The following is a 22219-nucleotide window of genomic DNA, read 5'->3' on the forward strand; positions in this document are numbered from 1 at the left end:
TGCGTCAGTTGTCGCGGTACGACTCCAGCAGCCGCAGCCACACCTCACTGATCGTCGGATACGACGGGACCGCGTGCCAGAGCCTGCTGATCGGCACCTGGCCGGCGACCGCGATCGTCGCCGAGTGGATGAGTTCGCCGACGCCGGGACCGACGAAGGTCACGCCGAGGAGGATCTCCCGCTCCAGGTCGACGACCATGCGGGCGCGGCCGCGGTAGTCGTCGCCGTACAGCGAGGCGCCCGCGACCGAACCGAGGTCGTAGTCGACGGCGCGCACCCGGTGCCCGGCCTGCTCCGCCTCCGCCAGGGACAGACCGACGGCGGCGGCCTCCGGGTCGGTGAAGACGACCTGGGGGACCGCGGAGTGGTCGGCGGTGGCGGCGTGGGCGCTCCACGGGTCCGAGTCGAGCAGGGACACGCCGGAGGCACGGGCGGCGATGGCCGCGCCGGCGATACGGGCCTGGTACTTGCCCTGGTGGGTGAGCAGCGCGCGATGGTTCACGTCGCCGACCGCGTACAGCCAGTCACTGCCGGTGACGCGCAGGCTGTCGTCGACCTCCAGCCAGGAGCCGGGCTCCAGACCGATCGTGTCCAGGCCGATGTCGTCGGTGCGCGGGGCGCGGCCGGTGGCGAAGAGGATCTCGTCGGCCTCGATGCGGTCGCCGTTGTCGGTGACGGCGACGATGGTGCCGTTCTCCCTGGTCACCGAGGTGACCGAGGTGCCGGTGCGGACGTCCACGCCCGCCTCGGTCAGGGCCGCCGCGACCATTTCCCCGGCGAAGGGCTCCATACGGTTCAGCAGGCCCTTGCCGCGCACGAGGAGCGTGACCTTTGAGCCGAGGGCGTGCCAGGCCGTGGCCATCTCGGTGGCGACCACTCCCCCGCCGATCACGATGAGCCGGCCGGGCACGGTCTGCGCACTGGTGGCCTCGCGGCTGGTCCAGGGCTTGATGTCGGCGAGTCCCGGCAGGTCGGGCAGGACGGCCCGGCTGCCGGTGGAGACGGCGACGGCGTGCCCGGCGGTCAGGACGTGCCGTTCGCCGTCGGAGCCGGTCACCTCCACCTTCTTGGGGCCGGCGAGGCGGCCGTGGCCGCGGTAGAAGTCGACGCCGATGCCGTCCAGCCACTGGATCTGACCGTCGTCGTTCCAGTTCCCGGTGAATCCGTTGCGCCGGGCGAGGACAGCGGCCGCGTCCAGAGGGCCCTGCACGGCCTGGGCGAGGCCCGGGAGGCGGCGGGCGTCGGCCTGGGCGAGGCCGGGACGCAGCAGGGCCTTGCTGGGCATGCACGCCCAGTACGAGCATTCGCCGCCGACGAGCTCGCTCTCCACGACCGCGGTGGACAGGCCGGCCGCCCGGGTCCGGTCCGCGATGTTCTCCCCGACGGGCCCCGCACCGAGCACCACGACGTCGTAAGCGATGGAATCCGTTTCCGTCATGGGGTCAGTCTTACGGGTGGTGTGCGGCGTGGCCACACGGGTACGCGCGCGGAATACGTGACCGTACGGTCGTGTTGTCGCCGACGGCTTCGCCCCCGACACCAGGAAGAGGGAAAAACGCCATGAGCAGCACCGTGGAGCTCACCAAGGAGAACTTCGACCAGACGGTCACGGACAACGAGTTCGTTCTGATCGACTTCTGGGCGTCCTGGTGCGGGCCCTGCCGTCAGTTCGCCCCGGTGTACGAGAAGGCGGCCGAGGACAACCCGGACCTTGTGTTCGGCAAGGTCGACACCGAGGCGCAGCCGGAGCTGGCCGCCGCCTTCGGCATCCAGTCGATCCCGACGCTGATGATCGTCCGCGACCGTGTCGCCGTGTTCGCGCAGCCGGGTGCCCTGCCCGAGGCAGCCCTCACGGACGTCATCGGGCAGGCCCGCAAGCTCGACATGGACGAGGTCCGCAAGGCCGTCGCCGCCCAGCAGGCGCAGGCCGAGCAGGACGGCCAGTAGGAACCGCGGAGACCGGATCCTGAAGGCGGCCTCCAGGGGCCGGGCCTAGAAGGGGTACGGCGCCACGTCGCCGCGCACCGTCGTCCAGCGCACGTCGGTGAACGCCTCCAGGTTGGCCTCGCCGCCGAACCGGGCGCCGGTCCCGGAGGCGGCGACGCCTCCGAAGGGGGCGACGGCCTCGTCGTTCACGGTCTGGTCGTTGATGTGCACGATGCCGGTCGGGATCCGTTCGGCCAGGTCGAGGCCCCGGGCGGTGTCCCGGGTGACGATGCCCAGGGAGAGGCCGTAGGAACTCGCCGCGGCGAGGGCCGCGGCCTCGTCGGCCGTCGCGAAGGAACGGACCGGCGCGACCGGGCCGAAGACCTCCTCGGCGTACGCGGGGGTGTCGTCGTCCGTCCCGGCGAGCACGGTCGGCCGGTAGAAGAGCTGCTCGTGAGTGCCGCCCGCGGCCAGCTTGGCGCCTCGTGAGGTACTGGCCTCGACCAGCCCGTGCACCTTGTTCAGCTGACCGGAGTCGATGAGCGGGCCCAGGTGGACCTCCGCGCGGTGCGGGTCGCCGACCGCGAGGGAGTCCGCCTTGGCGGCGAGCCGCTCGACGTACTCCTCGTACAGCGACCGGTGGACCAGGTGGCGGCCGGTCGTCATACAGATCTGGCCCTGGTGGAAGAAGGAGCCCCAGGCGGCCGTGGAGATCACGGCGTCGAGGTCGGCGTCCTCGAGCACGATCAGGGCCGAGTTGCCGCCGAGTTCCAGGTGCGCCCGCTTGAGGTGGCGTCCGGCGGCCTCGCCGACGGCACGCCCCGCGGCCGTGGAACCGGTGAAGGAGATGACCGGCACGCGCGGGTCCGCGACCAGCGCCTGGCCCGCCTCCGGGCCGCCCGGCAGCACGTGCAGCAGCCCCTCGGGCAGACCTGCCTCCGCGAAGACGGCGGCGAGCGACAGTCCGCCGCAGATCGCCGTGCGCGGGTCCGGTTTCAGCACCACGGCGTTGCCGAGCGCGAGGGCCGGGGCGACGGAACGGATGGACAGGATCAGGGGGGCGTTGAACGGCGCGATCACGCCGACGACGCCGACCGGGACGCGCCGTGTGTACGACAGCCGGGGTGCCTCGCTGGGCAGGACCTGCCCGGCCGGGCGGGAGGCGAGGGCGGCGGCCTCGTAGCACTCCTGGGCGGCGACGTGCAGCTCGAAGGCGGCTTTGCCGGGAATGGAGCCGGACTCGCGGACGAGCCATCCGCGCAGTTCGTCGGCGTGCTCGGTGAACAGGTCGCCGGCCTTGCGCAGCACCGACGCCCGGACGAAGTGCGGGACGTGGGCCCACTCGGTCTGGGCGGCGCGGGCGGCCGCGGCGGCGGTGCCGATGTCCTCGGCGGTGGCCAGGGTGACGGTGCCGAGCCTGTCGCCCGTCGCGGGCTCGGTGACGGCGTACTCGCCTCCCGAGAGGGAAGGTGACTGCCAGGTGCTGGGGTCGAGCAACGGCATTGCGACTCTCCGTTCGGTCACCGGCGGGACTCACAGCGGGAGCGGAAGTCCCGAGTAGTTCACCGCCAGTTCGGCGGCGGCATGGCGGGATGCGGTGATCCGGCGCAGACGTGCGAGCTGCATCCGGTGGTCGAACGCATCCCCATCTGGTTGAGCGTGCAACATCTTAGTCATGTCGTCCGAGAACCGGGTGGCCTGCCACACCCGCTGGAGGCACGACTGCGAATACCTGTCGAGGAGTTGTGCGTCCCCCGTGCGATGCAGCTCGATGAAGGCGCGGGCGAGCACCCTGACGTCCGACACGGCGAGGTTGAGACCCTTGGCGCCCGTCGGCGGGACGATGTGCGCGGCGTCCCCGGCGAGCAGCAGGCGGCCGTGTCGCATCGGTTCGTGGACGTAACTGCGCATCACCGTCACCGACTTGGCGGTGATGGGGCCGCGCTCGAGGGTCCAGTCGCCGTCGATCGCGAAGCGGGCGGCGAGTTCGTCCCAGATGCGCTCGTCGGACCAGTCGGCGGGGTCGGTGCCGTTGGGGACCTGGAGATAGAGCCGGGAGACGGACGGTGAGCGCATACTGTGCAGCGCGAAGCCGCGCTCACCGCGCGCGTAGATCAACTCGTCGCAGGACGGCGGGACTTCGGCCATGACGCCGAGCCAGGAGTACGGGTACTCGTGTGCGTACGAGCGACCCGTCCCGGCCGGGAAGGCGTTACGAGAGATGCCGTGGAAGCCGTCGCAGCCGGCGATCCAGTCGCAGGCCAGTGTGCGCTCGCGGCCCTCGTGCACGAACCGCACGAGGGGCGTGGCGCTCTCCGGTTTCTCGACGGCCAGCGCCTCCGCCTCGAACAACAGCGGTGGCCCGTCCGCGAGTTGCAGTGCGACGAGGTCCTTCACGATCTCGGTCTGCGCGTAGATCGTCACCGTACGGCCGCCGGTCAGGGCCGGGAAGTCGATGTGGTGGCGTTCCCGGGCGAAGCGCAGCTCGATGCCCTGGTGCACCAGGCCCTCGGCCGTCAGCCGTTCGGCGGCGCCGGCCTCGCGCAGCGCGTCGACCGTGCCCTGCTCCAGCATTCCGGCGCGCTGGCGCTGCTCGACGTACGCGCGGGTCCTGGCCTCCAGGACCACGCAGTCGATGCCCGCGCGGTGCAGCAGCCGGGCGAGGAGCAGCCCGGCGGGGCCACCGCCGATGATGCCGACCGTCGTGCGCATTCCACGCCTCCCTGAGTTCGACGGTACGTCGGCCGGGCGCGTCAGGGCCTGCTGGACACCACGTGGCCCGCGGAAAGCCTCGAACCGGGCTCCGCGGACTCAGCTGGACTCGCGGTGCACCACCGTCGCCCCCAGCACCGTGTGTGTCCCGGGCGCGGCGCCCGGGTTGCGCACCGCGCGGTCGACCAGCTCCGCGAGGTCCCGGCCGGACGGCAGCTCGATGTGGACGGTGCTCAGCCTGGGCCGCAGCAGCCGTCCGAGCATCAGGTCGTCGGCGCCGATGACGGCCGTGTCGGCGGGAACGCGTACGCCCTCGTCCTGGAGGGCCCGCGTCAGCAGCATCGCGTACTCGTCGTTGTAGGCGAACACGCCGTCGAGGCCCAGGTCGCGCCAGCGGGCCGCGAGCCGTGCCGCGGACTCCTCCTCGTAGGCCAGGGGCAGCTCGGTGAGGGTGGCGTCGGTGCCGTGCAGGGCGCGGCGCACGCCTTCGAGCCGGGGCGCCGAGAAGGACTCCAGGCCGTCCTCCTCGGGTACGACGACGCCGATACGGCGCCTGCCGCGGTCGTACAGATGGCCGGCCGCGCAGTGGCCCACGGCCTCGTAGTCCATCAGCAGGGTGTGCGCCCCGTCCACGGACTCGGGGCCGAGGGTGACCACGGCCCGGGCGCCGGAGCGTTTGAGGACGGTCACGCCCTTGGGGCCGAGGCCGCTGCCCGACACCAGGACGGCGACGGGGCGCAGCTCGGCCCAGGCGCGGGCGGCCTCGTCGCCGTGCAGGCCGACGCTGCCGTGCTGGACGACGGTGTAGTCGAGGCGGCCGAGGGCCAGCTGGAGGTCGCTGAGGAAGCGGCTGTACAGGGAGCCGACGGGAAAGCTCGGCGCGGGCATCAGGACCATGCGGCTGTGTCCGGCGCGCAGGCTGCGGGCCGCGGCGTGCGGGACGTAGCCGAGTTCTTTGGCGGCCTCGTGGACCCGGCGGCGGGTGGGCTCGCTGATGCGGACGGCACTGGTGTTGTTGAGGACGTAGGAGACGGTCGCGCGCGAGACGCCGGCCAGGCGGGCCACATCGGCGCTCGTGGGTACCGAGCGCTGTGCGGGGGAAGCGGGCGCGGGCGTTTTCGGTATCTGCACCATGACGTACGGCATCTTTGCAGAACCTGTGCGCACGATTCCGATTAGGGTCTGCCGCCGCCCGGTTGAGGTGTTCCGGGGACCCCCGGAACATTCACACCTGTGTGCCCGTCACACGGTCCACCAGGTCGAGCCAGCCCGCCTCCAGCCGATCCATGGGCATACCGCACTGCCTGGTCAGGTAGTGGATCAGGGCCGGGTCGAGGTACGCCAGCAGGGTCTGGGCGAGGAGGTCGCAGTCGGCGTCCGGCTGTATCTGCCGCAGCAGCACCGCGACATGGGTGTGCAGCGCCTTGACCGAGGGGTGGTTGAACCGGCGGGCCGGCTCCGGCTGGGCCGCCATCTGCAGGTCCAGCTGCTCGGCCGACCGGTAGAGCACCGCCACGCCGAACGCGCGCAGCCGCTCGACCGGGGGCGCCCCGGGGCCCAGCGGCGGCGGCCCGCCCAGGAAGTCGCCCTGGAGCTTGCGCGCGGAGTGGTCGAGCAGTGCCGTCAGCAGGCCGGTGCGGTCGCCGAAGCGGCGGAAGACGGTGCCCTTGCCCACGCCGGCCGCGGCCGCCACGGCCTCCATGGTGACCCCCGCCGCGCCGTGCTCGGCGATCAGCTCGGAGGCGGCCTCCAGCAGCCGGGCGCGGTTGCGGGCCGCGTCGGCGCGCAGGCAGGGCTCGTCGGGGGCGAAGCCGACTTCCAGCAACCGGGGCGTGCCGTCGGGCTCCTCGGGCTTCGGGAAGGGGGGCAGGGCGGCGGACATGAAGCCAGCGTAAAGCATCGGGAATGAAACTGGACCGCGGTCCGTTTCGGATGCTAGAAACGTAAGCGGACCTCGGTCCGGTTTGTGACGGCAGTGTTTCAGCCCCCCCCTTGGAGTTCGCATGTCTGTTCGTATCCTCGCGCTCGTCGGTAGCCTTCGCGCCGGCTCGCACAACCGTCAGCTGGCCGAGGCGGCCGTCAAGCTCGCTCCCGAGGGCGCCGAGGTCGTGCTCTTCGAGGGCCTGGCGGACATCCCCTTCTACAACGAGGACATCGACGTCGAGGGCGGTGTCCCGGCCGCCGCCGCGAAGCTGCGCGAGGCCGCTCAGGCCGCCGACGCCTTCCTGCTCTTCTCCCCCGAGTACAACGGCACGATCCCGGCCGTCCTGAAGAACGCCATCGACTGGCTGTCCCGCCCGTACGGCTCCGGCGCCTTCGGCGGCAAGCCGGTCGCCGTGGTCGGCACCGCCTTCGGCCAGTTCGGCGGCGTGTGGGCGCAGGACGAGACCCGCAAGGCCGTGGGCATCGCCGGCGGCAAGGTGCTCGAGGACGTCAAGCTGTCCATCCCCGGCTCGGTGACCCGCTTCGCCGAGACCCACCCGGCCGACGACGCCGAGGTCGCCGCGCAGCTGACCGAGGTCATCGCGCGCGTCCACGGCCACGCGGGCGAGGCGGTCGCCGCCTGACCCCGGCACGGGTCGACACGAAGGGCCGGAGCCTGGCGCTCCGGCCCTTTCCCGTGTCTCAGGCCACCGCCTTCGGTGCCAGTTCACGCAGTTCCGACAGTGCGGCCGCGACCGCCGGGCGTTCCCGGCAGCCACGGCGGGTGCAGGTGAGCACCTTGCGGTGCGGGTCGCCCGCGCAGCGCACGCGGGTGATCGGCAGGTGCGGGGTCAGCTGGGCCAGCCGTGGCACGAGGGCGACGCCGAGCCGGTGGGCGATCAGATGGGCGGTGACGTTCCAGTCCAGGGCGTGATGGATCACGTCGGGGGTGAAGCCGGCCGCGCCGCACGCCGCCATCACCCGCGGACGGCAGGGACTCTCCGGCGACGGCGCGATCCAGTCCTCGTGCGCCGCCTCCGCGAGGTCGACGCGCTCACGCCCGGCGAGCGGATGGTCGGCGTGGACGACGAGGTCGTACGGGTCGTCCAGCAGCGGCTGCTGGTCGAAGCGCGCGTCGCTGAGCGGCGGGTTGTGCGGGGTCACCTCCACGACGGCCAGGTCGATCTGCCCCTCGAAGAGCAGGTCGAAGCTCTCCGGCACGCCCGTCTCCCGGATCCGGACGGTCAGCCGCGGATGCCGCTCCCGCAGTCGCACGGCCATCGGCGCGAGCAGCACGGGCACGGACATGGGGAAGCCGCAGATGCGCAGCTGCCCGGCGGGGGCGCTGTACTCGGCGCGCAGGTCGAGTTCGGCCTCCTCCCAGCGCGCCGCGATCGCGTCGGCGTGCGCGAGCAGACTCTCGGCGGCCGCGGTCAGGCGCACTCCGCGGCCCTGCGGTTCCAGCAGGTCGACGCCCAGTTCCCGGGCCAGTTGCCGGATCTGCTGGGAGGCGGCGGACGTCGTGAAGTGCAGGGCGCTGGCGGCCGCGGTGACCGTGCCGTAGTGGGCGACCGCCCTCAGTACATGCAGTCGGCGCAGGTCAATCATGAAGCCCACGCTTCAAGGTGAGGTCCAGAAAGTCAACCTGGACGTGTACGAAGGCTCATCGCACCCTTGGTGGTGTCGCGACGGTCGATCAGCCACACGACGAACGAGGAGTCACCATGACCAGCACGACCGGCACCGTCTGCCCGCACTGCGGATGGCCCGACGGCGCCGAGCCCTTCCGGATCATCTCCCGGCACAACACGGCGGCGGGCAGCACGATGTGGACCCGGTGCGGCTGCGGTTCGCTGCAGGTCCGGGTCGTCGACGCCCGCGGGATGCGGATCGTCTCGCGCAGCCGCCCCGCCGACGCGGACACCCCTCGGTCGAGCACACCGTGCGGGTAGCCGCCGGGGTTCAGTCGAGCCCGGCCAGCCGCTGTACGGCGGGAGCCGCGAAGTTCTCGATGAACGCCGCCGGCTCCCCCGTACGAGGGCCGAGGATCACCGTGTCGATGCCGAGCTTGGCGTAGCCGGCGATGTCGCGGGTGAACGCGTCGAGGTCGCCCGTCATGGCGGGCTCGCCCGAGTAGACGACAGTCTTGCGGATCTCGTCGTAGTCGCGCCCCTCGGTGTCGCAGTGACCGCGCAGCACGTCGAGCTTGTGCCTGACCTCGTCCGGCGAGGTGGTGAACAGGTTGCAGGCGTCGCCGTACCGGGCCACCAGCCGCAGCGTCTTCTTCTCCCCTCCCCCGCCGATCATGATCTCGGGGTGCGGGGCGCTGACCGGCGCCGGGACGCAGAGGGTCTCGGCGAGCCGGAAGTGCCGGCCCTCGAACGGCCCGTTCGTCTCCGGGTCCCACATCTGGAGGCAGATCCGCAGGGTCTCCTCCAACCGCTCGAACCGCTCGGCGACCGGCGGGAACGGCACCCCGAGGCCCGCGTGCTCCCGGTCGTACCAGGCGGCGCCGATCCCGAGGGTGGCCCGGCCGCCGGAGAGCACGTCGAGCGTGGTGGCGATCTTGGCGAGCAGCCCGGGGTGACGGTACGTCACCCCGGTCACCAGCGCGCCGAGGCGGACCGTGGAGGTGTGCCCGGCGAGGAAGCCGAGCGTCGTGTAGGCCTCCAGCATGGGGTCCTCGGCGCGGTCGTTGAACTCCATCTGGAAGTAGTGGTCCATCACCGACAGCCAGCTCAGGCCCGCCGCTTCGGCGGCGGCACCCGCGGCGGCGAGTTCCGCGCCGAGCGCGGGGCCTCCTCCGGGATGGTCGAACCGGTTGATGTGCACGCCGACCCGCATGTCCTGTCTCCGTTCGCCCGGAACCTGCCCCGTCCCTGACGACGCTAGAACTTCGAGCGCTCTCGAAGTCAAGCCCGGTCGGCCAGCTGGTCGCCGAGTCCGGTGCGCCGGTAGAGCACGCGCCGTCCGTCCCGGGTCCGGGTGACGAGGCCCGTCGCGTGCAGCACCTTCAGGTGCTGGGAGACCGCGCTGGGTGTCACACCGAGGCGACGGGCGAGTTCGACCGTGGGCAGCGGTTCGGCCAGCAGACGCAGGACCGTGGTGCGGGGTGCGCCGAGCAGCGCGGTGAGCGCGGAGGCGTCGGCCTCGGGCCGCGGTTCCCACAGGGTGGCGGCGCCCCGGCTCGGGTAGGCCAGCATCGGCGGTTCGTCGGCGCTGACCGGGGGCGCCGGTTTGTGGGCGAACAGGGACGGCACCAGGCGCAGTCCGCGTCCGGAGCCGTCCACCTCGTGCCGGCCGATCATCTGCCCGACGCGCAGGACTCCCTCGCGCCAGCGCACATTGCGGTGCAGATCGGAGAAGAGGAGCTGGGCACCGCCGGTGGCCAGCTGCCGGGCGCGGTGGGTGATGTCGGCCTCCAGCACCAGGCGCATCCGCGGCCAGTCCGGGCCGATCGCCGACTCCCAGTAGCGCAGCAGCAGTTCGGACAGCTCCTCCAGCAGCTCCGCCACCGGCCCGTCGCCGGGTGCGGTGATCTGCCGCAGGGCGTCGGGAAGGGGGTGCGGAGCATGGGTGGCGAGCAGGTCGCGGCGTACGAGTTCGGGCGGCGTCGCCCGCACGACGGCGAGCTGGTCCTCCAGCGGCGGCGCGAACGTCGTCGGGCGCGGGGTGAGGAAGTCGGGCAGGATCAGGGTCGGACCGACCAGGGCCCGCAGCAGCCGGGCGTCGGCGGGGCCGAGGCGGTCGAGCACCGCGCGGCGCCACGGGGTGTGCAGGGGGAACAGGGCGGGCGCGCGCAGGGCCCGCAGGCTGCCCATGACCTCACGCAGCGGCGAGATCGCGAACCGGGTGTCCGCGAGGTCGTCGACGTCGAGCAGGAAGCTGATCATTAAGCCCCGGGCTACATCCTTTGGCAACCGGCCGTCACCGGCGTGGACTTCGGCACATGACCGATCTCAACCACCGGCAGACTACCTCCGCGGTCGCGCTGCTCGCCTTCGCCTGCGGAGTCGCCGTGGGCAATGTCTACTTCCCGCAGGCGATCGGCCCGTTGGTGGCTTCCGGGCTCGGGGTCTCTCCCGACGCGGCGACGGCGGTGGTGACGGCGACCCAGTTCGGCTACGCGGCCGGCATCTTCCTGCTCGTCCCGCTCGGCGATCGGCTGCCCCCGCGCCGGCTGCTCGTCACCCTGCTGACCCTGACCGGCCTCGGCCTGCTCGCCGCGTCCGGCGCGCAGACGCTGATGCCGCTCGCCGCCGCGAGTGTCCTGGTAGGCGCGGCGACGGTGATCGCCCCGCTCGCCGGCCCGCTGGCGGCCGGACTGGTGCCCGCCGAGCGGCAGGGCGTGGTCGGCGGCACGCTGCTCAGCGGCTGCCTGGCCGGCATGCTGCTGTCCCGCGCGCTCGGCGGCGCCCTCGGCGACTGGCTGGGCTGGCGGGCACCGTACGTCGCCGCCGCCGCGCTGTCCCTCACGGTCGCGGCCCTGCTGGCGCGCCTGCTGCCGTCGCCCGCCCCGTCCACCGAGGAGCCCTACCCGGCCCTGCTCGCAGCGCCGCTGCGTCTGCTGTGCACCGCGCCCGAGTTGCGCCGCTCGTGCCTGTACCAGGCCATGGTGTTCGCCGGGTTCTCCGCCGTGTGGACGGGCGTGGCACTGCTGCTCACCGGTCCGGCCTACGATCTCGACGCGACGGCGGCCGGGGTGCTGGCCCTGGTCAACGCGGCGACGATGCTGTGCACGCCGGTCACGGGACGGCTCGTGGACCGCCGCGGCCCGGACCGCGTCACCCTGGTGTGTCTGCTCCTGGTGGGCGCGTCGGCCCCCGTCCTCGCCCTCGGCGGCGTCGGCGGCGTGCCCGGGCTGAGCGCGCTGGTCGTCGGCACGCTCCTGCTCGACGTCGGCATGCAGTCCGGCCAGGTCGCCAACCAGGTGCGGATCTACGGCCTCGGCGCCGATGTCCGCAGCCGGCTCAACACCGCGTACATGACCTGCGCCTACCTCGGCGGCACCGCGGGCTCGTGGCTGGGTGCCCGCGCCTACGGCCGCTTCGGCTGGCCCGGCGTCTGCGCGCTGGTCGCGGTGCTGACGGGAGTGGCGCTGGGACGCCACCTGCTGCACGTGCTCACAGGGGTTCGGCCGCTGCCCGCTCCTGCCGCCGCCTCGGAGCGCGCGGGCCGGCCGGCGTCGTGAACGCGAGGACGGGCACGATGAGCCGAGCGAGAAGGGCATGCCATCGCGGGGACGTGGACCGCGCCTGGCAGGCTCCGGGCCACGGGCGTGCACCCGCCGGACGGCGGGCAGCTTCCGCCGTCCGGCGGCCCCTCGGCCGGGGCCGGTTCACGGATGCTGACCGCAGAGCCGCGAGGCACGTGCGTGCCCCCTGTGTGAGGAGTAGCCATGACCCAGGCCCCGCCCCCGTTCGATCCCGAGCTCGCCGCCGCGCTGGAGCTCATCAAGGACGTGATCTCACCCGGCCTGACGATGGCGGAGATAGCCGACGTCCGACAGGGTGCGGGGATCCAGTTGCTGGCTGATCTGGATCTGACGCTGGACGGGTACTTCGAGGTCGAGGACCGTACGGTGCCGGGTCCCGAGGGCGCACCGGAGATCTCGCTGCTGATCTGCCGGCCTGCCGCTCCGGCGGACCCGGGACCGCGCCCGGTGATCTATCACGTCCACGGCGGCGGGATGATCATCGGCAACAACCGCGTCGGCGTCGACGCTCCGCTGGCCTGGGCGAAGGAGCTGGACGCGGTGGTGGTGTCGGTGGAGTACCGGCTGGCGCCCGAGCATCCGCATCCGGCGCCGATCGAGGACGTCTACGCCGGTCTGGAGTGGACGGCGGCGCATGCGGATGAGTTCGGGGGCGACGCGGGGCGGGTGGTGGTGGCGGGGGCCAGTGCCGGGGGCGGGCTCTCGGCGGCGCTGGCGTTGTTGGCCCGGGACCGCAAGGGGCCCGAGTTGATCGGGCAGATGCTGATGTGTCCGATGCTCGATGACCGGAACGACAGTCCGTCCACGTATCAGATGGCGGGGCTCGGGGTCTGGGACCGTACGGCGAACGAGACCGGGTGGACCGCGCTGCTCGGGGAGCGTCGGGGTGGGGCGGATGTGCCCGCGTATGCCGCGCCGGCCCGGGCCGCGGACCTGTCCGGGCTGCCGCCGGCCTTTCTGGACGTAGGGTCGGCGGAGACGTTTCGGGACGAGGTCGTCGCGTATGCCTCGCGGATCTGGCAGGCGGGGGGTGTGGCGGAGCTTCATGTGTGGCCCGGGGGCTTTCATGGCTTCGACGGGTTTGCTCCGCAGGCGGCGGTGTCTCGGGCTTGTCGGGGGGCGCATGTGGGGTGGTTGAGGCGGTTGTTGGGGCGGTGACCGGGGTTTGTGGGCGGTGACGGGCTTTGTGGGGCCGGTTCGGTGCGTGTCTGGCTGCGGGTTGAGTGGGGCTGGTCGCGCAGTTCCCCGCGCCCCTTCAGGTCGGCCGTTGTGGGCGGCACTTCCAGGGCGGGCAGTTCCCCGCGCCCCTTCAGGTTGGCTGGTGCTCTGAGTTGTTCGCATCGGCCTCCCCGGTTTCCGTTGGCGTAGCGCACCATTGGGGCATGAAAGAGCTGGCCGGGCGGTTGACTGCGGTTGATCCGGATGCGGGGGCCGCTGTTCGGGTCATCGCCTACTTCGATCGGCTTGCCGAGGGGCGGGCCGGGCTGGAGGCGTTGGTGCGGGGGGCCGCCGTGCTGGCAGGCGTGCCGGCACGGCTGGTGGATGCCGAGCGGCGTGTGTTCGTGCGGGTCGAGGCGGACGGGGCCCGGCGGGATGGTGAAGGTGCTGTCGACCCCGGTTGGCCGTCGGCCTCGCTGACATCGGGCGGTGCCGCCGCACTCTGGCTGGAGCGGACCGGGCAGAAGGAGCCGAGTGTCGTGGACGCGGTGATCCTGGAGCGGGCCGCGGGGGTCATACGCGTCGTTCTCGACCGGACGCGCGGGCGGGCACCGGCCGATGATCCGGCGCTGATCGAGACCGTTCTCGACGCCTCGGCACCGGAAGCGGCACGGCTGCACGCGGCCCGGCGCTCGGGGCTGGACCCCGCCGCCCCTGCCCGGGTCCTGGCCCCGCTGAACGGCCGTCCGCTGATCGTGTCGGCACACCTTGACGTCGTACCGCCCGTCGGACGCGTCGGCGTAGGCCCCGCCGTTCCCGTGCTCGAACTGCCCCGCTCCTGGGCCGAGGCCCGCGTCGCGCTGCGGTTCACGGCCGAGGGCACCGCGCAGGACCCCGGGCCCGGCGTCGTGCACGCCGACGAGCTGGGCGGCATCGCGCTCCTCGCGGAGCTCGTCGTACCGGGCGCCGAGCCGCCGCCCGACGTACAGGCCCTGGAGGCGGCCGCGGCAGCGGCGCCCTGGCTGCTCGGCACACTCCACGCGGTTTCCTCGACGGTGAGCCTGCGGGCGGCGGCGGCCGAGATCAACGTGCACCACTCCACGCTCCAGGAACGGCTGGCGCACGCCGAGCAGTTGTTGGGCTGGCCGCTGCGTACACCACAGGGCCGGTTCAGGCTGGGCCTGGCGCTTGCCATGCGGCGGCTCGCGCGGGGGTAGGCAGGACGCTCTTCCGGACCGGAGGATCGGCTGCTCGGGCGGCCGGAGGGCAGGGTTACCGAGTCCGCATCCTTGCACGCGCGCTCTACACGCAATCGCGGGAAATTTCGCAGGTGCCTTATCCTGGAAGTCATTCACATCGGACGGAGGACACCGGCGCCAATGACCGCGACGGACCCCGCGCTCACCGCCCTCGCCCAGGGCTGGTGCGCCCTCTCCCTGCTCCACGGCAGGATCGAGACGCACATCGAGCGTGCTCTACAGGCAGACCACGACCTCAGCGTGCGCGAGTACTCCCTGCTCGACGTCCTCAGCCGCCAGCACAGCGGCGAAGGCGGCCACCTCCAGATGAAGCAGGTCGCCGACGCCGTCGTCCTCAGCCAGAGCGCCACCACCCGCCTCGTCACCCGCCTCGAGGACCGGGGCCTCCTCTCCCGCTACCTCTGCCCCACCGACCGCCGCGGCATCTACACCGACGTCACCGAAGCCGGCCTCCAGCTGCTGGCAGAGGCCCGCCCGACCAATGAGTCGGCGCTGCGCGAGGCCCTGGACGAGGCCGCCCAGAACCCCGAACTGGCACCACTCGTCCGGGCCGTCGAGACGCTGAACGTGCCGGTCTGACCCGGCACCGCGTCCGCCGTCACGGCGCGAGCCGACCGGCCGGCGTTGACGGGATCTCCGCCGGGGCCGTACGAATGGCCTCATGAACGCGCCCCGCCTCCCCTTGTCCGGCGTCACCGTCGTCAGCCTCGAGCAGGCCGTGGCCGCCCCGTACGCCACCCGGCAGCTGGCCGATCTCGGGGCGCGGGTGATCAAGGTCGAGCGGCCGGGGGACGGGGACTTCGCCCGGCGGTACGACACGACAGTGCACGGACAGTCCAGCTATTTCGTCTGGCTCAACCGTTCCAAGGAGTCCCTCACGCTGGATCTGAAGGCCCCGCGGGGCCAGGAGATCCTGCACCGGCTCCTCGACACCGCGGACGTGTTCGTGCAGAACCTGGCGCCGGGCGCCGCCGACCGTCTCGGCCTCGGGGTCCAGGCGCTGGGCGAGCGCTGGCCGCGGCTGATCCCGTGCACGATCTCCGGGTACGGCACGTCCGGGCCGTGGGCCGGGCGGAAGTCGTACGACCTGCTCGTGCAGTGCCAGACGGGGCTGGTCTCCCTGACCGGGACCGCCGAGGAGTCCGCGCGCGTCGGTATCTCCGTCGCCGACATCGCCGCCGGGATGTACGCCTACAGCGGCATCCTCACCGCCCTGTACACCCGCGCCACCACGGGCACGGCCCACCCGGTGGAGGTGTCCCTGTTCGAGGCGCTGGCGGAGTGGATGGGGCAGCCCGCCTATTACACGCAGTACGGCGGCACCCAGCCTCCCCGGCTCGGTACGCAGCACCCCACCCTCGCCCCGTACGGCGCCTACCCGGCAGCCGACGGCAAGGAGGTGCTGTTCTCCATCCAGAACGAGCGGGAGTGGGCTGTGCTGTGCGCGGAGTTCCTCGGCCGGGCCGACCTGACCGACGACCCGCGCTTCGCCACCAGCTCGGCCCGTGTCGCGCATCGCGAGGAGCTCAACGCCGTCGTCGCCGAGCGCTGCGCCCGCTCCGACGCGGAGGAGATCCTCAAGGACCTGGAGTCCATCAGCATCGCCTGCGCCGGGGTCAACGACGTCGCCGCGTTCCTGGACCACCCGGTGCTGGCCGGCCGTGACCGTTGGCGCGACGTGGCGGTGCCCGGTGGCGCGACGGCCCGGGCCCTGCTGCCGCCGGCCGATCTCGCGGGCGTGCCCGCACGCATGGACCCGGTGCCCGCGGTGGGCGAACACACGGAGGCGATCCTCACCGAACTCGGCCGTACCGGCGAGGAGATCGCGGCCCTGCGCGCCGACGGCGTCATCTGAGGGGCCCGACGTCGCCCATGTCACCAGGGCAGCGGCCCGTTCACGTCCACATAGCCGCCCGTCGGTCCTTCCGGGCCGATCCGTGCCATCCGGACGATGATCTCGGCGCCTTCGGCGACGGTCTGGGTGCCGGTGCGCCCGTTGAGGTCCGTGGCGGTGAAGCCGGGCTCGACGGCGTTGATCCGCATCCCCGGGAACGCCTTCGCGTACTGCACGGTGATCATGTTGACCGCCGTCTTCGAGGTGGGGTACGCGACGGCTTGGTAGAAGTGCGCCGGTGAATCCGGGTCGGACAGTCCGGTCAGCGAGGCCAGACCGCTGCTGACGTTCACCACGACAGGCTCCGCGGACCGCTGGAGCAGCGGCAGGAAGGCGTGCAGGACTCGGACGACGCCGAAGACGTTCGTCTCGAAGACCGTCCGCATCTCGTCGGCGGTGGTGTCCGCGGCGGCGGGGATGCTGTTGTTCTCGCCCCTGACCTCGATTCCGGCGTTGTTGATCAGGACGTCCAGTCCGCCGTCGGCCTCGACGGTCTTCACGGCGGCCTGGACGGACGCGTCGTCGGTGACGTCGAGCCGCACGAACCGGGCCCCGAGCCGTTCGGCGGCGCGGCGGCCCCGCTCGGCGTCCCGGGCGCCTATGTAGACGGTGTGGCCCGCCTCGGTGAGACGGCGGGCGGTCTCGAATCCGAGTCCCTTGTTGGCTCCGGTGATCAGTGTGGTCGTCATGGACTCAGCGTCCTGCGCGGCGCCGAGGTGAGCCAGCCGTCCCGTCTTCCTGGGACCACGAGTACCAGGCACACGTCCGCCCGACGGTGTTGACTGGGGGCATGACGGCGACGCGACTCGGACAGGCCCTGCGCCGCTGGCGCGACCGGGTCTCCCCCGAGTCGGCGGGCCTGCCCGCGGGCGGGCACCGGCGTGCGGCCGGGCTGCGCCGGGAGGAGCTGGCGCTGCTGGCCGGAATCTCCGCCGACTACGTCACGCGGCTCGAACAGGGCCGGGCGAGCAGTCCGTCAGGGCAGATCGTCGAGGCCCTGGCGCGGGCGCTGCGGCTGTCGGCGGACGAGCGCACGCACCTGTTCCGGCTCGCCGGCCTGGCCCCGCCCGGCCCGGACACGGTCCCCGCCCACATCACGCCGAGCGTGCAGCGCCTGCTGGACCGGCTGAACGGCACACCCGTCGCGGTCTACGACGCGGCCTGGACGCTGCTCATGGCCAACCCGCACTACGCGGCACTCATGGGCGACCCCTCCGGCCGGCGTGGCTTCGAACGCAACGGCGTGTGGCGGGCCTTCCTCGGGCCGCGCGGCCGGGCACGGCAGACCCCTCGGGAGAGGGCCGCGTTCCAGGCCGGCATCGTCGCGGACCTGCACGCGACCGCGAGCCGCTACCCGTCGGACCCTCAACTACGGCGGCTGATAGCGGAGTTGCGCGCGAACAGCCCCCGGTTCTCGGAGCTGTGGGAGACCGGCACGGTCGGCCGGCACGAGGCCGGCCACAAGGTCATCGACCATCCGCAGGTCGGTGCCCTGACCCTGGACTGCGACATCCTCACCGTGGCCGGCAGCGACCTGCGGCTGATGGTCTACACGGCCGCACCCGGCACCGAGGACGCGGAGCGCCTCGCACTGCTCGGTGTGCTCGGCACCCAGTCCCTGGTCTGACCGAACCCGTCGAGTGCTTGACGCGTCTCAGTGTCGGGCGGTGCGCCGACGCCGCCCCTGCCGGCTCGTCGCCGTCCACTCGGGGGTATCCATGCGTACGACCGTTTCCCGCGCCGCCCTGTCGCTCGCCGCCCTCGGTCTGCTCGCCGCCGGATGCGGGGCCGAGGCGGGCGGCGCCGGCACGTCCGACCCGGCGCCGGACACCAGGCCCCGCGCCGTGAAGGTGGCCGCCGCCTGGGACGGTTCACCGGCGGCCGAGATCTGGCGCAAGGACTACTACCCGATGGGCGACCCGGTCCAGCTGCCCGAGGGTGCCTTCCACAACGACGCCGACAAGGAGGCGTACCTCACCCAGAACTTCGTACTGCGCGGCGACCTCCCGAAGACCCCGCAGAAGGACGCGAAGGTGGCGTGGCGCGACGGTGACGCGCTCACGCTGCCGCTCATGGGGGCGCGGGCGGCGTACGACAAGCTGGACGGCAACGACGGTCCGGGGCCGCGCCTCACGGTGACCGGGGCGAAGCTGGGCCGGACGACGCTGGAGACCAGCCGCGGCCCGGCCACCGTCCCGGCCTGGCTGTTCACGATCGAGGGCTACGACACCCCGCTCAAGCACGTCGCCCTCAGCCCCGCCGAGGAGCCGAAGCCGCCGATCGAGCCGGTCGACCACCCCAGCAGCGAGCTGTGGGACCTCGACCGGCTGGTCGGGGTGTCCGCGGACGGGCGGTCCGTCACCGTGCGGGCCCACCACGGGGCGTGCGACGACGGACCGGCCGTCGAGGTGCTGGAGACGGACGGCAGTGTGGTGCTGTCCGGATACATCGTCGGAACGAAGGACGGTATCTGCACGCTGCAACTGCTGTCCAAGAAGGTGACGGTCGAACTGGACCGCCCGCTCGGCGACCGGATCCTGCTGGACGCCTTCACGGGCCGTCCCGTCCGCGGCGCCGAGTGACTCGTCTCGGCGTCGCCCCGCCCGGTCAGCTCCTCAGGGCCGATCCGGCTGCCGCGAGGGCCTGTTCGGCGTAGCCGCGGCCGAAGAGCACGGCGTGCACCAGGAGCGGGAACAGCTGGTGCAGGGCGATGCGGTCAATCCAGCCGGCGGCGAGGGGCGCGACGTCCTGGTAGCCGTCGAGGATCCGGTCCAGGTGGAGGCAGCCGAAGAGGTGGAGCATGGCCAGGTCGGTCTCGCGGTGGCCGCCGTGCGCGGCCGGGTCGATCAGCCAGGCGTGGCCGTCGGCACCCCACAGGACGTTCCCGTTCCAGAGGTCGCCGTGCAGCCGGGCGGGCGGCTCGGCGGGGCCCGCGAGTTCGGGGAGCCGCTCACACACGCGCTCGACGACGGACGCCTCGGCGCCGCGGATCGTGCCGCCGTCGACGGCGCCGCGCAGATACGGCAGCACCCGGTGTTCGGCGTACCAGTGGGGCCAGTCGGGGCCGGTGACATTGCGCATCGGGGCGAGCCCGATGGACGCGTCCTCCGGGCCGCCCGGCGGTGGGGCGCCGAACGCGCGTGCCCCGGAGGCGTGCAGGGCCGCGAGCTCACGGCCGAGCCGCTCGGCCGCCCCGGCATCGGGCCTGCCGGTCACCACCCGGTCCATGACCAGCCATCGGGCGTCGCGACCGTGCACCGCCGGGACATGGACGCTGCCGGCCTCGGCCAGCCAGCGCAGTCCGGCCGCCTCCGCCCGGGTGGCCCGCTCGGCGTCGCCGTGTTTGGCCATGACCACTCGGCCGTCGTCGAGGGTGACTTCGGTGAGCGCTGTGGACAGGCGGCGTTCACCGGTCACCGCGAGACCGGTGAACCGCGCCGCCGCCGCACCCGGGCCCTCGGAGCTGTTGTGCACGGGCCTCAGCGTACGGCGGCCCGGGGACCCGGCCGAAGTCAGCTGGTGGCTGCGGCCTTGTTGATCGCCTCGCGGATCCGGGAGTAGGTGCCGCAGCGGCAGACGTTCTCGATGCCGTCGATGTCGGCGTCCGTCGGCCGGGATGTCTTCTTCAGCAGGGCGGCCGCGGCCATGATCTGGCCCGGCTGGCAGAAGCCGCACTGGGCGACGTCGCAGTCGATCCAGGCCTGTTGCACTGGGTGCAGCCGGTCGCCGTCGGCGAGGCCCTCGATGGTGGTGACCTCGCGGCCGGCGCAGTCGGCGACCTTGACGACGCAGGGCTGGATCTCGTCGCCGTCGAGGTGGCTGGTGCAGGCCCGGCAGGCGCCGACGCCGCAGCCGTACTTGGGGCCGGTGACGTTCAGCAGGTCGCGCAGCACCCACAGCAGGGGCATGTCGGCGGGTGCCTCGACGGTGACCTGCTTCCCATTGAGGGTGAAGGAGTAGGAGGGCATCAAGACCTTCTCTTCGGGTGGCTCAGAAGTTCAGGGGGAAGCGGCGCGGCTTGGTGCCGGTCGCCCGGGCGTAGGCGTTGGCGACGGCTCCGGACGCGGCGGGGACGCCGAGTTCACCGGCTCCGCCCGGCTCGCGCCGGGAGGGCAGGATGTGCGCCTCGAAGTGCAGTGGGGCGTGCCGTTGGCGGGCGTAGTGGAAGTCGGCGAAGCTGCTCTCGCGCACGGCGCCCCTGTCGATGTGCAGGCCGGCTCGCAGCACGGTGGAGATGCCGTCCACGGCGGTGCCCATGAGCTGGGCCTCAAGTCCGCGTGGGTTGACGGCCGTTCCGACGTCGGCCGCCATCACCACCTTGGTCACCCGGGGGTTCTTCGGATCGACGGCGTCGATCTCCACCAGGCAGGCCACGCAGGAGCCGTACTCCTCGTGCACGGCGACCCCCTGGCCGTGGCCCCGGGGCAGGGTCCGGCCCCACTTCCCGGCGGCCGCGACCTTGTCCAGTACGGCCTTGACCGCTTTGCTGCGCAGTGTCGTACGGCGGAAGGCGACCGGGTCCTGGCCGAGGGCGCGGGCGACCTCGTCCACGACGATCTCCTCGGCGGTGCGGACGGTGCCGGAGTCCACCGAGCGCCAGGCGCCGAGCGGAATCGCCAGTTCGACCGAGCCCGAGTCGCCGGAGAGACGGCCGAAGTTGTACAGGCCGCTGTCGCTGGGGAGCGGCGCAGCGGCGGGGGCACGCAGGGCGGAGCGCGCGCCGCCCTGGGCGGACAGGCCGCGTTCGTCGAAGGACTCGCCGACCGAGGCGGTCGCGTGGGCGAAGGCCACCACCCGGCCCTGGGCGTGGCTGGCCCGGATGCGGTGGTGTGAGGCCGGGCGCATCCGGCCGTGCCGGATGTCGTCGGTCCGGCTCCACATGAGCTTCACCGGGCGGCGCGCCTTCTTGGAGATGACGGCCGCCTCGATCGCGGCGTCGTGGTTGAGCCGACGTCCGAACGAGCCGCCGCCGCGCAGCACATGGACCCGCACCTTCGACACCGGCACGCCGACCGTGGCGGCGATGTCCTCCCGAGCGGACATCGGCGCCTGGGCGGAGAACCAGATCTCGGCCCGCTGCGGCCGTACGTCCGCCACGGCCGTGAGGACCTCCATCGGCGCGTGGCTGACGAAGGCGAACTCGAACTCGGCCTCGGTCTGCGCCGATCCGCTCGGCGGGTTGCCCAGCCTCGGGACGGCGGCACGCAGCCTGGAGCGGATCTGCGTGTCGGAAAGGCCGGCCAGTGGTCCCGGCGCCCACTTGATGCGCAGCGCGTCACGGGCCTGCAGGGCGTGGTGGAAGGTCTCCGCGACGACGGCGACACCGCCGGCGAACCGGACGACGGCGTGCACGCCGGGCATGGCGCGGGCGGCCGTGGAGTCGACCGAGACGATCTTCCCGCCGAGCGTCGGCGGCCGGGCCACGACCGTCGGCTTCGCCCCGGCCACCGCGAGGTCGCCGGTGTACCGGGCCTTGCCGGTGACGATGTCGCGGGCGTCGATGCGGTTGGTCGGCCGGCCGATCACCCGGTGCTGGGACGCCGGTTTGGGTGTGGCCGGCACGGTGGGTCTCGTGATCGGGGCGGCGCTCCTGGTGAGCGATCCGAAGGTGGCCATGCGGCCGTCGGGTGCGATGACCCGGGTGCCGCGGGTGCGCAGGGTCCGCGCGGGGACGTGCCAGCGGCGTGCGGCCGCGGTCACGAGCTTGGCACGGGCCATGGCGGCGAGTTGCCGGGCCGGGCCGTACAGCGAACTGACCGAACTGGAGCCGCCGGTGAACTGGTTGCCCTTGCTGCGGGCCTCCGCGAGGGGGATCTCGACGTCGGCGAGCCGGGCGTCGAGTTCCTCGGCGATCATCATGGCGACGGCGGTGGTGACGCCCTGGCCGACCTCGACGCGCGGCAGCCGTACGACGATCTTGTTGGCCTGGGTGACCTCCAGGACCAGCATCTCCTCGTCGGTTCCGGTGACCAGGACGTCGGACGGGCCGCGTGCGCCGTCCGCCTTCTCTGCGCCCTCGGCTGTGGAGCCGTCGCAGCCGAGCGGTGCCGCGACGGTCAGGGTGGTCGCCGCGAGCGAATAGACCACGAACTGTCGACGGGACAACTGACGGGCCAACACGCGCTCCTCTCA

The 22219-nt window shown here is 72.7% G+C and carries 22 protein-coding genes; 10 read left to right on the plus strand and 12 right to left on the minus strand.

What is annotated here, in order from left to right; all coding sequences use genetic code 11:
• Window positions 1–4: 4 nt before the first annotated feature.
• Window positions 5–1438, minus strand: a complete 1434-nt coding sequence (locus ACFPQ9_RS08040; RefSeq protein ID WP_380848910.1) for a dihydrolipoyl dehydrogenase family protein — start codon at window positions 1436–1438, stop codon at window positions 5–7.
• A 122-nt stretch (window positions 1439–1560) separates the two neighbouring features.
• On the opposite strand from ACFPQ9_RS08040, the gene trxA reads away from it, so the two are divergent.
• Window positions 1561–1947, plus strand: coding sequence for a thioredoxin (gene trxA, locus ACFPQ9_RS08045; RefSeq protein WP_380848913.1), 387 nt, complete (start codon window positions 1561–1563; stop codon window positions 1945–1947).
• Window positions 1948–1992: 45 nt separating this feature from the next.
• Here trxA and ACFPQ9_RS08050 read toward each other — a convergent pair whose 3' ends face one another.
• The 4 genes from ACFPQ9_RS08050 to ACFPQ9_RS08065 form a co-directional block, all read right to left on the minus strand.
• Window positions 1993–3429: a benzaldehyde dehydrogenase gene (locus ACFPQ9_RS08050; RefSeq protein WP_380848916.1), complete on the minus strand. Its 1437-nt coding sequence runs from the start codon at window positions 3427–3429 to the stop codon at window positions 1993–1995.
• Window positions 3430–3459: 30 nt separating this feature from the next.
• Window positions 3460–4638, minus strand: a complete 1179-nt coding sequence (locus tag ACFPQ9_RS08055; RefSeq protein WP_380848918.1) for a 4-hydroxybenzoate 3-monooxygenase — start codon at window positions 4636–4638, stop codon at window positions 3460–3462.
• Window positions 4639–4737: 99 nt separating this feature from the next.
• Window positions 4738–5784 (minus strand): LacI family DNA-binding transcriptional regulator, encoded by a 1047-nt coding sequence (locus ACFPQ9_RS08060; protein ID WP_380848921.1) that lies wholly within the window; start codon window positions 5782–5784, stop codon window positions 4738–4740.
• A 79-nt stretch (window positions 5785–5863) separates the two neighbouring features.
• Window positions 5864–6538: a TetR/AcrR family transcriptional regulator gene (locus ACFPQ9_RS08065; RefSeq protein ID WP_380848924.1), complete on the minus strand. Its 675-nt coding sequence runs from the start codon at window positions 6536–6538 to the stop codon at window positions 5864–5866.
• 103 nt (window positions 6539–6641) lie between these two features.
• Here ACFPQ9_RS08065 and ACFPQ9_RS08070 point away from each other — a divergent pair, with 103 nt between their 5' ends.
• On the plus strand, window positions 6642–7205 hold the full coding sequence (locus ACFPQ9_RS08070; protein ID WP_380848926.1) for an NAD(P)H-dependent oxidoreductase: 564 nt from the start codon (window positions 6642–6644) through the stop codon (window positions 7203–7205).
• Between the two features lie 58 nt (window positions 7206–7263).
• On the opposite strand, the gene ACFPQ9_RS08075 is transcribed toward ACFPQ9_RS08070, so the two are convergent.
• The gene (locus ACFPQ9_RS08075) at window positions 7264–8169 is read right to left on the minus strand and encodes a LysR family transcriptional regulator (protein WP_380849107.1); all 906 of its coding nucleotides are present in this window, start codon (window positions 8167–8169) and stop codon (window positions 7264–7266) included.
• A gap of 116 nt (window positions 8170–8285) precedes the next feature.
• On the opposite strand from ACFPQ9_RS08075, the gene ACFPQ9_RS08080 reads away from it, so the two are divergent.
• The gene (locus ACFPQ9_RS08080) at window positions 8286–8513 is read left to right on the plus strand and encodes a hypothetical protein (RefSeq protein WP_107908460.1); all 228 of its coding nucleotides are present in this window, start codon (window positions 8286–8288) and stop codon (window positions 8511–8513) included.
• 10 nt (window positions 8514–8523) lie between these two features.
• Here the strand turns inward: ACFPQ9_RS08080 and ACFPQ9_RS08085 are convergent, their stop codons facing one another.
• Window positions 8524–9405, minus strand: coding sequence for an LLM class F420-dependent oxidoreductase (locus tag ACFPQ9_RS08085; protein ID WP_380848929.1), 882 nt, complete (start codon window positions 9403–9405; stop codon window positions 8524–8526).
• 68 nt (window positions 9406–9473) lie between these two features.
• Window positions 9474–10454: an ArsR/SmtB family transcription factor gene (locus ACFPQ9_RS08090; RefSeq protein WP_380848932.1), complete on the minus strand. Its 981-nt coding sequence runs from the start codon at window positions 10452–10454 to the stop codon at window positions 9474–9476.
• Window positions 10455–10510: 56 nt separating this feature from the next.
• On the opposite strand from ACFPQ9_RS08090, the gene ACFPQ9_RS08095 reads away from it, so the two are divergent.
• From ACFPQ9_RS08095 to ACFPQ9_RS08115, 5 genes are all read left to right on the plus strand, one after another.
• Window positions 10511–11752, plus strand: coding sequence for an MFS transporter (locus ACFPQ9_RS08095; protein WP_380848935.1), 1242 nt, complete (start codon window positions 10511–10513; stop codon window positions 11750–11752).
• Window positions 11753–11959: 207 nt separating this feature from the next.
• Window positions 11960–12934 (plus strand): alpha/beta hydrolase, encoded by a 975-nt coding sequence (locus ACFPQ9_RS08100; RefSeq protein WP_380848938.1) that lies wholly within the window; start codon window positions 11960–11962, stop codon window positions 12932–12934.
• A gap of 224 nt (window positions 12935–13158) precedes the next feature.
• Complete coding sequence (locus tag ACFPQ9_RS08105) at window positions 13159–14151, plus strand: helix-turn-helix domain-containing protein (protein WP_380848941.1); 993 nt, start codon at window positions 13159–13161, stop codon at window positions 14149–14151.
• Between the two features lie 162 nt (window positions 14152–14313).
• Window positions 14314–14772 carry a MarR family winged helix-turn-helix transcriptional regulator gene (locus ACFPQ9_RS08110; RefSeq protein ID WP_380848944.1) on the plus strand — a complete coding sequence of 153 codons (459 nt, stop codon included), beginning with the start codon at window positions 14314–14316 and terminating at the stop codon, window positions 14770–14772.
• Window positions 14773–14854: 82 nt separating this feature from the next.
• Window positions 14855–16048 carry a CaiB/BaiF CoA transferase family protein gene (locus ACFPQ9_RS08115; protein WP_380848947.1) on the plus strand — a complete coding sequence of 398 codons (1194 nt, stop codon included), beginning with the start codon at window positions 14855–14857 and terminating at the stop codon, window positions 16046–16048.
• A 20-nt stretch (window positions 16049–16068) separates the two neighbouring features.
• Here ACFPQ9_RS08115 and ACFPQ9_RS08120 read toward each other — a convergent pair whose 3' ends face one another.
• Window positions 16069–16776 (minus strand): SDR family NAD(P)-dependent oxidoreductase, encoded by a 708-nt coding sequence (locus tag ACFPQ9_RS08120; protein WP_380848950.1) that lies wholly within the window; start codon window positions 16774–16776, stop codon window positions 16069–16071.
• A gap of 101 nt (window positions 16777–16877) precedes the next feature.
• Here ACFPQ9_RS08120 and ACFPQ9_RS08125 point away from each other — a divergent pair, with 101 nt between their 5' ends.
• Window positions 16878–17714, plus strand: coding sequence for a helix-turn-helix transcriptional regulator (locus tag ACFPQ9_RS08125; protein ID WP_380848953.1), 837 nt, complete (start codon window positions 16878–16880; stop codon window positions 17712–17714).
• Window positions 17715–17805: 91 nt separating this feature from the next.
• Window positions 17806–18669 (plus strand): hypothetical protein, encoded by an 864-nt coding sequence (locus ACFPQ9_RS08130; protein WP_380848956.1) that lies wholly within the window; start codon window positions 17806–17808, stop codon window positions 18667–18669.
• Window positions 18670–18694: 25 nt separating this feature from the next.
• Here the strand turns inward: ACFPQ9_RS08130 and ACFPQ9_RS08135 are convergent, their stop codons facing one another.
• The 3 genes from ACFPQ9_RS08135 to ACFPQ9_RS08145 are packed head-to-tail and all read right to left on the minus strand — an operon-like array spanning window position 18695 to window position 22174.
• Window positions 18695–19561 (minus strand): fructosamine kinase family protein, encoded by an 867-nt coding sequence (locus ACFPQ9_RS08135; RefSeq protein ID WP_380848959.1) that lies wholly within the window; start codon window positions 19559–19561, stop codon window positions 18695–18697.
• 38 nt (window positions 19562–19599) lie between these two features.
• A complete protein-coding gene (locus ACFPQ9_RS08140; RefSeq protein ID WP_380848962.1) occupies window positions 19600–20055 on the minus strand; it encodes a (2Fe-2S)-binding protein in 456 nt (151 codons plus the stop codon).
• Between the two features lie 22 nt (window positions 20056–20077).
• The gene (locus ACFPQ9_RS08145) at window positions 20078–22174 is read right to left on the minus strand and encodes a xanthine dehydrogenase family protein molybdopterin-binding subunit (protein ID WP_380849110.1); all 2097 of its coding nucleotides are present in this window, start codon (window positions 22172–22174) and stop codon (window positions 20078–20080) included.
• Window positions 22175–22219: the final 45 nt, after the last annotated feature.

Origin of the sequence: Streptomyces coerulescens (assembly GCF_042657965.1) — a bacterium.
Lineage (GTDB): Bacteria > Actinomycetota > Actinomycetes > Streptomycetales > Streptomycetaceae > Streptomyces > Streptomyces coerulescens.